Origin of the sequence: Lysinibacillus sp. G4S2 (assembly GCF_030348505.1) — a bacterium.
GTDB lineage: Bacteria > Bacillota > Bacilli > Bacillales_A > Planococcaceae > Lysinibacillus.
In genome coordinates this window covers 899591-911924 of sequence record NZ_JAUCFJ010000002.1, presented here as the reverse complement: position 1 = coordinate 911924, position 12334 = coordinate 899591, and the positions used below count along the sequence as shown (strand labels likewise).

Here is a 12334-nt window from a genome sequence, read left to right as displayed (position 1 = left end):
AAGACGCTTTTAAGTTAGAGCGGTACACAAGTAAGGTCATTTTTAGTTAAAAATTCCAATATAATAGTATTACTTTAGAGTTTATTGTAGTGGTCAAATAAGAACTGCACTAAAATATATCACAATGAACCATACCACAAGAACCAGTTGCCAAAGTCGAAGGTAGCTTTTCTTATTATGCTAACGGTACAGGTTAATTGAAGATATTGACTAAATTATTTGAAGGTTAGGTATAAAAACACCTAAAAATAGGTACTGAATCCAAACGGTTCAAACATACAATCATTTACTTTTTCTTTATGATATCTTGCAAATGCGGTGGAAGTTCAAAAGTTTCCATATGTTTAAAATTTTTAAGTTTGATTTCATTTGGAGTTATAGAAAACGTTAGTTGGTCTCTTCCTACTGGGTTATGCGCACCCAAAACTGGAGTGACTTCAAGGGTTACTGAATACATAAAATCAGTTCCTGTTCTTTCCATATTTATAATTTTTATTTGATATGGATACACCAAGGGACGCTCTGTAAGATAATCTGAATAGTATTTAGAAACTGTTTCTTGGATATTGGGTAACAGTAGTGAAAAAAACATGTTCATTACTATTTCTTCTTTAGACTCTTTAGCAGGCTGATAATAATCTGATTCAGCATAAGATAATGTTGTTGAAATTAGAAATAACAGTGAAAAATAAGGAACTATAATAACTTTTTTCATTTTTCGCACCTCTTTTTTATGTTTATTTTGTTCGAAAAAGATTAACTTATCCCAACCAAATATTTTATTTTTTCTAATTAAGCTTAGTCTAATTAGAATAGGACTTGTGTTTATGATTAATTCTCATATTCTGCTTCCTCAATCGCTCCTGTAATCATTTATTTTTAACTTTTGGACGTTTATCTACCTTTGTGTTTCAGGATTTTATTCATTTTATTTAAAGAAAAGAATGTAAAGAAATGTACTTAAACTAACGGAGTGCGATTGTTCAATTAGAGCAATCACTTTTTCACTAACGATACAGTATTGTTTAAAAATCAAAGGGAAACATTAAGAAAAAACAGGTGGAAAGTATATGAATAATTATCCCTAATTGACACCGTTAGGGAAATGGGAAGGAATTTAAAAATAATTTAATACAGTTAGTTAAACGATTCTTTTCTTCACTGATATTATTATAGTAATCGTCCCTTTGTTAATACTAGAATTTGAATACAGGATATTGCAACATAACAGGAACATAGGAGGTATGAAATTTGAGGATCCAAAGAATAGATCATGTGGGAGTAATCGTAAATGATCTCTCTGCCGCTAAAGAGTTTTTTCTCGATTTTGGACTTGAGGTGAAGGGGGAATGGAAAATGGAAGGAGAGTTGATGGGATATGCAGTTGGGCTTAATGACGTTAAAGTAGCGTGTGTAGGATTGGGAACGCCAGACGGTCAAACATGGATAGAGCTAATCAAATTTTATACGCCGTCAGATGAAAAAAATATTCAGCAATTCCTTGCAAATACACTGGGTATCCGACATATTGCATTTACTGTTGAAGATATTGAAGCTGTTGTTGCCAAATTGAAAAAGAAGGGCACGGAAATCTTTAGTGAGATACAGCAATATGAAGAAAGTTATAAATTATGCTACGTTCGTGGTCCAGAGGGAATTATTTTGGAGTTGGCTGAGGAAATCAAATAAGTAATGTTAATTTAATTGAAAGTACGACTCTTTGTTACTTTCTACTTTCTATTACTTAAACTAACAGGTGCGATTGTTCAATTAGAGCAATCACTTTTTCACTAACGAAGCAGAAAAGTTATGCGCAATGTTCCTAGTTCAAATCGATGATGGTTACATCAATCTGGTAAAGGCTAGGCAGTTCCTTTTGGAATTGAAAGGTTATAACGAATCAAATGATAGGGTAACGCTAGAAGGGTCCTCTCGTCGATAGCATCATGAATTACACCACTCCTTCGAGTAGGATTTCGTCAGACAAACTGGTCGAGCGGCTCATCGGACATCTCAACCAGAATAAGGACTTTATCGGAATGTTCTAGTGATTTATCGGAACATATTAGTAATTTGTCGGAACGTTTCAGCGATTTATCGGAACCTTTTTCATTTTTATCGGAATTCTCCGCTAAATCGACATAAAAAAACAAAAAAATAAAAGAAGCGTCACTATCCTCGACAGATAGTGACACTTCTTTTTCACAAAGGGGATGGGAGAAATGTTCACGTTCAAACAAAGGGGTGTATGTTTGTTTTGTGATTTATTTCACAAGAATCACTTTATCACGGAATAATAAAATTAGCAATGAATCCAATAGTAGATTCACAAATTTGTCAAATAGAAAGCGATTACAGACAGTATTTTTTCAAGATACACACTTTTAATCATTTAGAAATCAAAAAAATTCATTATACTTTATTTTTTTTACCGTCAAACTAATCATAGAAAAAAGGCTGTAGAAATTTTCCTACAGCCTTTCTAATTAGTTATTCAACAATAATTTTTCTAACTCATTTAAACGTTCTTCAAATACTTTACATGCATCATCAATCGGTTTTGCTACGTTCATGTCAACACCCGCTGCCTTTAACACCTCGATTGGGAAATTAGAGCAACCTGCTTTTAAGAAGTTATTAATATAACGTTCTACAGCTGGTGTGCCTTCTTCTAAAATCTGTTTACTTAATGCTGTTGCAGCTGATTTACCTGTAGCATATTGATACACATAGTAATTATAGTAGAAGTGTGGAATACGAGCCCATTCTAAGCCGATTTCCTCATCTACAACAATATCCTCACCGAAGTATTGTTTATTTAAATTATAGTAAACCTCTGTTAGACGCTCTGCTGTTAAAGATTCACCATTCTTATCCATTTGATGGATTAGGTGTTCAAATTCAGCAAACATAGTTTGTCTGAAAACAGTACTTCTGAAGCCGTCTAACCAATGATTTAATAAATAAATTTTCTGTTGTGGATCTTCAATTGTTTTCAATAAATAATCATTTAACAGTTCTTCATTACATGTAGAAGCCACTTCAGCCACAAAAATAGAATAATCGCCATAAACAAACGGCTGGTTTTTACGTGAGTAATAACTGTGTACACTATGACCAAATTCATGAGCAAGTGTAAACAGATTATTAACATTGTCTTGCCAGTTCATTAAAATATATGGATTTGTTCCATAGGCGCCTGAAGAGTACGCACCACTGCGTTTCCCTTTGTTTTCTAAGACATCTACCCAACGGTTATCAAGGCCACTTTGGACAATACCTTGATATTCTTCACCGAGTGGCGCTAAGGCTTTTACTAAAATATCCTTCGCTTCGTCGTAAGTGACTTTCATATCAACTTCCTTAACGAGTGGCGCAAATAAATCCCACATATGCAGTTCGTCCACACCTAAAAGTTTCTTACGTAATGAAATATAGCGCTGCATAGCTGGCAAATGCTTATGGATTGTTTCTACTAATTGATCATAAACATTTTCCTGAATAAAGTTATTAGACATTGCAGCATGACGTGCAGAATCATAATTACGAATACGTGCGTTAACATTATGCTTTTTTACATTACCAGTTAATGTAGCAGCAAATGTATTTTTAAAGTTGCCATAAGTTTCGTACATGGCTTTAAAGGCATTTTCACGAATAGTGCCATCTTTGCTTTCTAAAAACTTAATATAGTTACCATGTGTTAGCTGTACTTCTTCTCCATCTTCATTTTTCACTTTAGGGAAGACGATATCAGCGTTATTTAACATACTAAATGCATTTGAAGCGGTACCTGTAACCTCAGACATTTGTGCAAGTAATGCTTCCTGCTCTGCCGGTAATACATGCGGACGTGCCATTGTTATTTCTTTTAAAGATTGCTTATACAGTTGTAAATCTTTATTTTCTGCTAAGTAACTTTCTATTGTTTCTTCACTCAATGATAAAATCTCTGGTGTTAAGAAAGATAGGGCAGCTGAGATACTAGTCGCCAATGTTTGAATACGACTATTCATATCCTGGTAAGAGCTATTTGTCGTATCTTGGTCATTACGCATATGGGCATACGTGTAAAGCTTCATTGCACGTTCATAAATATCATCGTGATATGTTAGAACTGCTAATAAAGCATCTGCTCCATTTTTTAAAGTACCTGCATAGCTAGGTGCCTTTTTAGCAATTTCTGCGACTTCCTTATATTCCGCTTCCCATAGGGCGTCAGTTGCAAAAATATCCTCCAAGCGCCAAGTTAACTCTTCTGGAACTTCATTTCTTAATAAAACTTTATTGCTGTTACTAGCCATGTGCCAGCCCCCCTATATATGTGAGTTTTTCCTATACTCTCATATTTTCTCAGTATATTGTGGCAATTGCAAATAAATGTGCGTACACTTGCTCATAAATATCTGGAAAATAATCATTTTTTTGATAACTTTTCGCTAGCACCATTCCATAATCTTCGATAGCCTGTACTGCTCGATCTGTAATCTCTATATTTTGTTGAAGTAAAAACAATCTAATCTCTCTCTCAGATAGTTCATGAGGTAATAATTGTAAACCTCGACAATAATGATGTAAAATCGTTTGCCATTCAATAGGAAACAACGGAATCGCTTCCGCATCTTTTACCGGGACACCCACGTAATCAGGCATAGCAGTTAGAGCAAAGCGTAATTCATAACTACTTCGTAAAAATGAATCTCGCGCCCCTTTCTTACTATGTAATAATCGCTGATACACAAATTGCTTACACTGCTTTTTATAAAGCTGCCAATAAAGACGAAATTCCTCTTTCGTTATTGACGTAGGCTCATAAAAGGGAAAATGCTGCTTGTGAATAGTTAGTTCTTGTACTTTGCCTATAAAAGTATGCCCATGAACATGAAGAAGATTCGTCCAATAAATAAATCTCGATATCTTTGCATCATAGGTTACTAAATAAGACAAGCCTTGCGCTGTAGTAGTAATCATTTTTTGCATAATTGGAGCAATAAAAATCTTTTGAATACCTTGTGTTGATTGTCTTTGAGGTGTTTGAAAAAGCCACAATGGCTGTATTGAATTTTTCTCATATCCAGATGTACGCAATTGCCACTTTTCATGAGAAATTGAGCTACATTGAAATTCAATGGCAATTTGCTTTTGCTCTTTTATCAAAAGTACATCTGGCCGCTGTGAAAGATTCGGTAAATAAGGCTCCAGCTTTACTGTATGCCCGAGTTTTCTCAGCCATTCAAATAATTGAATCTTTCCTTGTAAATGAAGTTTTGATTCACCCTCTGAAAATAATTGTACACAGCTATTATTGGCGTTATGAGCAAAATGAGGAATATTATATTCACCTATCTTTAATTGGACAGGCTGTAGGCATTGAGGACAATAAAATTTCATTTGTTGCCTAAATCGTTGTAAAGCTTCCCTTGAATATTGATATGGGAGAAAAAGCTGCTGCTGCTCGTTATAAGCACTAAGCATAAAATCATCTCCTTTTTGACTAATTGTAAAGGAGTGGTTTTATAGCACCAAATAAATAACGGCTTTTCCTTGAAATTTAAAAAATGCCACCTTTTAATGAGTTCTACATACAATATGAAGCTTCCTAAAACGTTCTTTGCAACTAACTGACAGACCTACTCAGTTGCAGGTTCTTAATTAACCAGTTTTTCATCTATATCTAAAATTGATATTATTGAACCTTTTAAATAAAAAGACTGTAAACAATCTTGAATCTCATCAAGTTTGTTTACAGTCTAAGTCTTTGAATCAGAAGCTTATTGTTTTAAATGAAATATTTTCGTACTGTTTCGAAGCAATTAAATTCCATAATTTGTTCGCCATATTCCTCTAGGCGATGGATTGTGAAATTTGATGGGATTAAAAATTCTTTGATAACTGCATTTCTATCGTGACGATTTAGGTCATCATCTGCGTTCGCAAAGTCAACTACCAAATAGTACCAATCTTCATATTTAAATAATGAGGAATCCACTAATTCATCTGTCATGCGTTTTGCTACAGGGATTAACTCATCAATATCTTTAAATTTATAAACATAAATGTCTGTATCCATAAATAATTCTGATTCATCAATGTCACCAAATTGAGTTAGTTGACTGAGAAGATCCTCTCCAACGTCGTCGAATGGGGCAAACATATCTTTGTGTTCATCAAAATGCGATTGACCATCTAAGGTTTCACCGTCTTTTAAAATATGTGCACGTGTGACAATGATTTCTAAGCCTACTTCAGATGCATTGATATGAATCCAAATCGGACCTTCTACATCAAAATAATCCTCCGTGTTTACTTCATCAATCATATCCCAAAAAAGTTGTTCACCCTTTGCTCGATTGTACCAAATTTCTTCACGACTATAGCCGCGATCCTCTATATCATTGTACGTAATAAAGAGCTTGAGTGTATTTTCGTTTACACGTTCGATGTCCACTAGACCTCATCTCCCTTCACTGTCATTTGTCGAAAAACAGTTTTGTTTCATTAGTATGCTATTATTCATTGTTTTTAACCTCATACTCCATTTGTTTTTCAACCTTTGACCACACTACAGTAAAACCGCCTGAGCAACCGAAATCAAAATTTAATTGTCCACAGTTGTCTCTAATTCTATTGTATGCTGTCCTGTCATAAAATGAAAAGGATATACACCGTTTCACAGAAGATATTTGAATTATTGAAATTGTAGTAAACTATTAAGTTTAAATCAAGTTTAACATACTTTTACGGAAATATATGACTTTCCCCTACTAATTATTATACTTTATATAGAAGGTTTTACATAAGTAAAACACAAAAAAATAGATGTCACAATATGCTTGTTGCATTTGTAACATCTAATACTTATTTTATGCAGAACTCGGAGATATTAGTTCACCATACGCTGTGCTTCTTGCAATTGATAAGCACGTACTTTACGAGGTAGGAAACGACGAATCTCATCCTCGTTATAGCCAACTTGTAAACGTTTCTCGTCTAAAATGATTGGGCGACGTAATAAACCTGGATACTCTTGAATTAATTCATATAAGCGTTGTAATGGCAAGCTTTCAACATCTACATTTAATTTTTGGAAAATCTTCGAGCGGGTTGAAATAATTTCATCCGTACCATCCTCTGTCATACGTAAAATTTCTTTAATTTCACGAATGCTTAACGGTTCGGAAAATATATTACGTTCTGTATATGGGATTTCATGCTCCTCTAACCATGCTTTCGCTTTTCGGCAAGACGTACAACTTGGTGATGTAAATAAAGTTACTATCATACTGACACATCCTTTCCTTTTAATCATTATCTATAAACCAGTGTGTTAAATTAGAATTAATGTAATGTAAAACTACATACCCATTATACAGTACTCTGTTGTATTTGAATATAGTTCCAATAAAAAAAAGAATAACTTTATCACGAAATTTTCTGTCTATTTACATAACATCCAAAGTAGTTACTTCTTTGTATGCTTCATGCACTACTATTAATATTCCCATTCGCTGAACATTTTAAACATCCATTTCTTAATTGCCCTTGTTCTCATTTAAAAATCTTAAACGAGAATATTGTCAGCCTAGTATGTACAAATCTAGACGTATATTTACTAATATTGGTTGCTTTTCTAACAAAAAAGAACAGCAAAAATAGCATATAAGTTTTTTCAGAAAAAAAACACCGCCAAAAGTCTGACTTTCCACACTTGCATTACACCGAGCCTTTATAATATAATTCTTTGCAACAAATCAATTCCACCTCGCCATCTACACAGATGGAAGAAGACGGTTATTGAATGAACTAAAAACGCTGACGAAGAGTAGTACTTATGCTTTACACGTTTAGAGAGTCTGTGGTTGCTGCAAACAGATCGTGTAAGCATTTGGAATGGACTTCCGAGTTAGCTTTGTGAACGTCTAAGTATCCTTACTTAAGTCTATTAGCAAAGCTCGTCCCTTCACGTTACGAAGCAAAGTGGCCGTTTTAGGCAAGCTGGGTGGTACCGCGGATTCAAACATCATTCGTCCCTTCATTAGAAAAACTAATGAGGACGCATGATGTTTTTTATTTCGGCACTTATGTAAAAACGTCTAAGGGACTTAAATTCAAGGAGGAAATGACAATGACAACTATTTTTTCAGGCGTACAGCCAACCGGTATTGTTACTTTAGGGAACTATTTAGGAGCATTCAAGCAATTCCCTGCATTACAAGATGAAGGTGATGCTGTGTATTGTATCGTTGATCAGCATGCCATAACAGTGGCACAAGATCCAAAAGAATTACGTCAAAATATTCGCAACTTAGCAGCAACGTATATTGCTACTGGCATCGATCCAACAAAATCTACATTATTTATTCAATCTGAGGTGCCAGCTCATGCACAGGCAGGCTGGATGTTACAATGTGTCGCATCGATTGGAGAGCTTGAACGTATGACACAGTTCAAGGATAAATCTCATGGTAAAGAAAGTGTTTCTGCAGCTCTTTTAACATATCCACCACTAATGGCAGCAGACATCCTTTTGTACAACACAAACATTGTTCCAGTTGGCGATGACCAGAAACAGCATATTGAGCTTACTCGTGATCTTGCAGAACGCTTTAACAAACGTTATGGTGATGTTTTAACGATTCCTGAAATTCAATTACCAAAAGCAGGAGCTCGTATTAAATCACTTCAAGAGCCAACAAAGAAAATGAGTAAATCAGATCCAAATACAAAAGCTACAATTAAGCTTTTAGATTCAGCGAAAGATATTGAGAAAAAAATTAAATCAGCTGTAACTGACTCTGATGGTATTGTGGCATTTGATGTGGAAAATAAACCTGGCGTTTCTAATTTACTAACAATCGAGTCTGCCATTTCAGGCGTATCTATTGACGATCTTGTAAAAAAATACGAAGGCGTTGGTTATGGTGGTTTCAAGCAAGGTGTTGCAGCAGCAGTTATTGATCACCTTACACCAATTCAAGAGAAGTTCTACAATTTAGTAGAATCCTCAGCATTAGATACTATTTTAGATGAAGGCGCTGAAAAGGCAAACGCTATTGCTAGCGCTACATTAAAACGCATGGAAGAAGCAATGGGCCTTGGTCGTGCGCGTCGCTAAAAGAAAACGGAATTGATCTTGTAGCTTTGGCGAAATTGATTGTAAGAGCTTGGCCAAAAAGAGAATAAGAGAAGCGTCACATTTTATCTTTTATGTCTAGAGTCTTATCAAAACCAAGATCAAAAACAATAGCACATAACACAATGGCTGATCCAATAGCCATATAAAATTCTGTTGTATGCACCATGAATTTAAAAACAACTATCCAGGAATATCCGAGTGTCCGATAATTCAAATACAATATGAGATTCCCTAATGAGAGAATCAATAGGCCGTAGCATATTAAAAATAAAAAGAGTCGGAACATAATAAGGGCATCCTTTCTATTTCTTCTTACTTATCATCTATTCACAAAACTATAAAAAAAGACGTCAGCCACGTAAATTGGCTGACGTTTTTTATGTAAGGCTCTTCTGCAAAACGAGGGGTTGATTTCCGTTCCGACTGGGCGCTTTGTAGCTGTCGCTTTGCTTTCGCTACAGAAAACATTTGCCGCTGACGCTTCGCTTTCGCGCAGAGCAGAGCTTCCTGGGGGCGCCCGATGAGCCGCTTCACTCGCGATGCTCGCTCCAGGGTCTCATCTGTGACGCTGATCCCCAAGGAGTCGCCCAGTCTCCACTCCAATCAACCGCTCTGTAAACAAAATGCCTTTATATGCGAAAACATCGCGTCAGCAACAAGTGTTATTTGTGCAAAAGCGAAGCAACACAACAACAGATGTACAATCGTTTCACTGTTATAAGTCAATTCTGTTTGGTTATGATAAGTAGACATAGCATTCACTTTTTTAATGGTAAAATATATCTCGCAACGGACATTAATTTTTTTAAAACATTGATGACACTTTAATTAACTGCCCCGATTGGTGAAAACAAATAAACAGTGGGGATGAAAAACCCCCACTGTTTTAATTTTACTTTATTATTCCTCGATTTTTTTGAATAAAAGACTAGCGTTATGTCCACCAAATCCAAGTGAGTTACTCATAGCATATTTAATATCTGCCTCTCGAGCTTCATTTGGTACATAATCTAAATCACATTCTGGATCTGGATCTACTAAATTAATTGTTGGTGGTAAAATACCTTCTTTAAGAGCTAACGCTGTGAAAATAGCTTCAACACCACCAGCTGCACCTAATAAATGACCTGTCATCGACTTTGTAGAACTCATTGCAAGTTTATAAGCATGTTCCCCAAAGGCAGCCTTTACAGCCTGTGTTTCAAATAAGTCATTATATGGTGTACTTGTTCCATGTGCATTAATATAGTCAACTTGTGAAGCTTCTACACCGCCATCAGCTAATGCTTGCAACATTGCACGTGAAGCACCTTCTCCTTCTGGGGCTGGAGCTGTAATATGATGCGCATCACCTGTTGAACCATAGCCAAGAACTTCCGCATAGATTTTTGCACCGCGTGCTTTTGCGTGCTCATACTCTTCTAAAATGACAATCCCTGCGCCCTCACCGATAATGAAACCATCGCGATTTTTATCGAATGGACGACAAGCCTTTTGTGGATCTGTATTTAAAGATAAAGCAGTATTTGCACAGAAGCCTGCCACTGCCATCGTAACGATTGGCGACTCAGCACCACCAGAAATCATGACATCTGCATCGCCACGTTCGATTACTTTAAAAGCATCCCCAATCGAGTTTGTTCCTGAAGCACAAGCAGTTACTGAACAAGAGTTAATACCCTTTGCCCCAAAGTGAATCGACACTTGGCCTGAAGCCATATCCGGAATCATCATTGGGATAAAGAATGGACTTACACGTCTTGCGCCACGCTCTTGGAATGTTACAAATTGTTGTTCATATGTTTCCATACCACCGATACCAGAGCCAATCCAAACACCTGCACGTGGTGCTAGCTCTTCATCGATCGTTAATTGTGAATCTTCCATCGCCATAATAGACGCTGCTAGAGCGTACTGTGTAAAGCGGTCCATTTTACGAGCTTCTTTACGTTCGATATATTTTTCAATATCAAAGTCTTTCACTTCAGCAGCGATTTTTGCTGCGAATTGATCTTTATTTAAACGAGTTAACTCGCCAATCCCTGATTTTCCAGCTTTAATGTTAGCCCATGTTTCTTCGATGCTATTCCCTAGTGGTGTAACTGCGCCAATTCCTGTAATTACTACTCGTCGTTTACTCATTGTCTTACTCCCCTCAAGCATTTTTAGTTATTATTTTCCCCATCTCATTGCAACGGCGCCCCATGTTAAGCCACCGCCAAATCCAACAAGTACTAATAAATCATCATCTTTTATCTTACCTGCTTCAAGCTCATCTACCAAGGAAATACCAATAGATGCTGCTGACGTATTACCATATTTGTGAATCGTTTTTGACATTTTTTCCGGTGGCAGCTCTAGACGCTCACGAGCAGATTCCATAATTCGAATATTCGCCTGATGCGGCACTAAAAAATCTACATCTTCTTTTGTTAAACCTGCTTTATTTAACACGGTTACTGCAGATTCACCCATTTGACGTACTGCAAACTTAAATACTTCACGGCCATTCATAGCGATTGTGTCCTGCTGTGTTAAAGATAAATGCTTTCCACCTGTACCATCAGCTCCAAGCTCAAATGATAAGATACCTCTACCTTCTGATACTTGACCAACAATTGCTGCACATGCACCGTCACCGAATAACACTGCTGTATTGCGATCTTCCCAATCAAGTACCTTCGACAGCTTTTCAACACCTACTACTAAGACATATTTATAAGCATTTGCTTCTACAAATTGCTTTGCTGTCACTAAACTATATATAAATCCTGCACAAGCAGCCGATTGGTCCATCGCTGCTGCATTAACTGCTCCAATTTGCTCCTGAACCATACATGCTACACTTGGAAACATTTGATCTTGAGTTACAGTTGCTACAAGTATTAAGCCTATTTCTTCAGGTGTAATACCCGCATTTGCAATAGCCTCTTTTGCAGCAGCTACTGCTAAATCTGAAGTTTCCTGATCATCTGCGGCAAAATGACGTTCTTCAATCCCAGTTCGAGTTCGAATCCATTCATCCGAAGTGTCCATAATTTTTTCTAAATCAAAATTTGTAACGACCTTCTCCGGAACATATTTGCCTATTCCTATAATACCAGCGTTCATTTAGCAACCCCTCTGCTTTCTTACTATCAATTATTAGTAACTGGTCATAATTATAACTCATAATGAAGGAATGGTGCAAGATGATTT

The 12334-nt window shown here is 36.2% G+C and carries 11 protein-coding genes and 1 other annotated feature; of the genes, 2 read left to right on the top strand and 9 right to left on the bottom strand.

Annotated elements, in window-relative coordinates:
- Window positions 1-286 precede the first annotated feature (286 nt).
- Window positions 287-715, bottom strand: a complete 429-nt coding sequence (locus tag QUF91_RS04655) for a DUF3888 domain-containing protein (RefSeq protein WP_285395510.1) — start codon at window positions 713-715, stop codon at window positions 287-289.
- A gap of 536 nt (window positions 716-1251) precedes the next feature.
- Between QUF91_RS04655 and QUF91_RS04650 the strand changes: the two genes are divergently transcribed.
- Window positions 1252-1689: a VOC family protein gene (locus tag QUF91_RS04650; RefSeq protein WP_289417010.1), complete on the top strand. Its 438-nt coding sequence runs from the start codon at window positions 1252-1254 to the stop codon at window positions 1687-1689.
- 797 nt (window positions 1690-2486) lie between these two features.
- On the opposite strand, the gene pepF is transcribed toward QUF91_RS04650, so the two are convergent.
- From pepF to spxA, 4 genes are all read right to left on the bottom strand, one after another.
- Window positions 2487-4304 (bottom strand): oligoendopeptidase F, encoded by a 1818-nt coding sequence (pepF, locus tag QUF91_RS04645; protein WP_289417009.1) that lies wholly within the window; start codon window positions 4302-4304, stop codon window positions 2487-2489.
- A gap of 49 nt (window positions 4305-4353) precedes the next feature.
- Window positions 4354-5475 (bottom strand): competence protein CoiA, encoded by a 1122-nt coding sequence (locus QUF91_RS04640; protein WP_289417008.1) that lies wholly within the window; start codon window positions 5473-5475, stop codon window positions 4354-4356.
- 304 nt (window positions 5476-5779) lie between these two features.
- The gene (gene mecA, locus QUF91_RS04635) at window positions 5780-6448 is read right to left on the bottom strand and encodes an adaptor protein MecA (RefSeq protein WP_285395505.1); all 669 of its coding nucleotides are present in this window, start codon (window positions 6446-6448) and stop codon (window positions 5780-5782) included.
- Window positions 6449-6883: 435 nt separating this feature from the next.
- A complete protein-coding gene (gene spxA, locus QUF91_RS04630) occupies window positions 6884-7279 on the bottom strand; it encodes a transcriptional regulator SpxA (protein ID WP_068983509.1) in 396 nt (131 codons plus the stop codon).
- 524 nt (window positions 7280-7803) lie between these two features.
- Window positions 7804-8035: a binding site (T-box leader), on the top strand.
- A gap of 90 nt (window positions 8036-8125) precedes the next feature.
- Here spxA and trpS point away from each other — a divergent pair.
- Complete coding sequence (trpS, locus tag QUF91_RS04625; protein WP_285395504.1) at window positions 8126-9115, top strand: tryptophan--tRNA ligase; 990 nt, start codon at window positions 8126-8128, stop codon at window positions 9113-9115.
- 76 nt (window positions 9116-9191) lie between these two features.
- On the opposite strand, the gene QUF91_RS28270 is transcribed toward trpS, so the two are convergent.
- The 4 genes from QUF91_RS28270 to QUF91_RS04610 form a co-directional block, all read right to left on the bottom strand.
- Window positions 9192-9422, bottom strand: coding sequence for a YuzI family membrane protein (locus tag QUF91_RS28270; RefSeq protein WP_481817428.1), 231 nt, complete (start codon window positions 9420-9422; stop codon window positions 9192-9194).
- A gap of 41 nt (window positions 9423-9463) precedes the next feature.
- Window positions 9464-9715 carry a hypothetical protein gene (locus QUF91_RS04620; RefSeq protein ID WP_285395503.1) on the bottom strand — a complete coding sequence of 84 codons (252 nt, stop codon included), beginning with the start codon at window positions 9713-9715 and terminating at the stop codon, window positions 9464-9466.
- Between the two features lie 321 nt (window positions 9716-10036).
- Entirely contained in the window at window positions 10037-11278 is a 1242-nt protein-coding gene (gene fabF, locus QUF91_RS04615; RefSeq protein ID WP_285395502.1) for a beta-ketoacyl-ACP synthase II, read from the bottom strand.
- 30 nt (window positions 11279-11308) lie between these two features.
- Window positions 11309-12247, bottom strand: a complete 939-nt coding sequence (locus QUF91_RS04610; protein WP_285395500.1) for a beta-ketoacyl-ACP synthase III — start codon at window positions 12245-12247, stop codon at window positions 11309-11311.
- Between the last annotated feature and the right edge of the window lie 87 nt (window positions 12248-12334).

Excerpts from the sequence above, each read along its gene's own strand:
- trpS (WP_285395504.1), top strand. The coding sequence starts at position 8,126 with ATGACAACTATTTTTTCAGGCGTACAGCCAACCGGTATTGTTACTTTA.
- pepF (WP_289417009.1), bottom strand. The coding sequence starts at position 4,304 with ATGGCTAGTAACAGCAATAAAGTTTTATTAAGAAATGAAGTTCCAGAA.
- QUF91_RS04610 (WP_285395500.1), bottom strand. The coding sequence starts at position 12,247 with ATGAACGCTGGTATTATAGGAATAGGCAAATATGTTCCGGAGAAGGTC.
- QUF91_RS04640 (WP_289417008.1), bottom strand. The coding sequence starts at position 5,475 with ATGCTTAGTGCTTATAACGAGCAGCAGCAGCTTTTTCTCCCATATCAA.
- fabF (WP_285395502.1), bottom strand. The coding sequence starts at position 11,278 with ATGAGTAAACGACGAGTAGTAATTACAGGAATTGGCGCAGTTACACCA.
- QUF91_RS04655 (WP_285395510.1), bottom strand. The coding sequence starts at position 715 with ATGAAAAAAGTTATTATAGTTCCTTATTTTTCACTGTTATTTCTAATT.
- QUF91_RS28270 (WP_481817428.1), bottom strand. The coding sequence starts at position 9,422 with ATGTTCCGACTCTTTTTATTTTTAATATGCTACGGCCTATTGATTCTC.